Below are 267 nucleotides of genomic sequence, written 5' to 3'. Positions count from 1 at the left end.
ATACCAAGCGAAAACGGCCGAAATATATACGAGAAGGTGACTATCGCTCAGACGAGAGGAGCCCTGCGGTGATAGTCAAGGGCCCTAAACACGGCCTACAGTCTAAGGGCACCCTTCCACAAGAGTTTAACGTGGATGATTTAACCTACCACAGAGCAAAACATGCTAATACTGAGGAGTCAAAGCTGCTCTTTGGGCTATACCTGGGTGTTCTTGGGAAAGCTGAAGGAACGACAAGTCTAAAGGTTGTGCTATCAAACCCACAGA

General features: G+C 47.9%; 1 protein-coding gene. It reads left to right on the top strand.

The features are described 5' to 3' along the window. Positions 1–68 precede the first annotated feature (68 nt). The coding region (locus tag CVH10_RS26890) for a hypothetical protein (protein ID WP_219924942.1) at positions 69–267 on the top strand (199 nt) is incomplete at its 3' end.

The sequence above is a fragment of the Halomonas sp. ND22Bw genome, from assembly GCF_003011945.1.
Lineage (GTDB): Bacteria > Pseudomonadota > Gammaproteobacteria > Pseudomonadales > Halomonadaceae > Halomonas > Halomonas halophila.
This window is presented reverse-complemented; position numbering and strand designations above follow the sequence as displayed.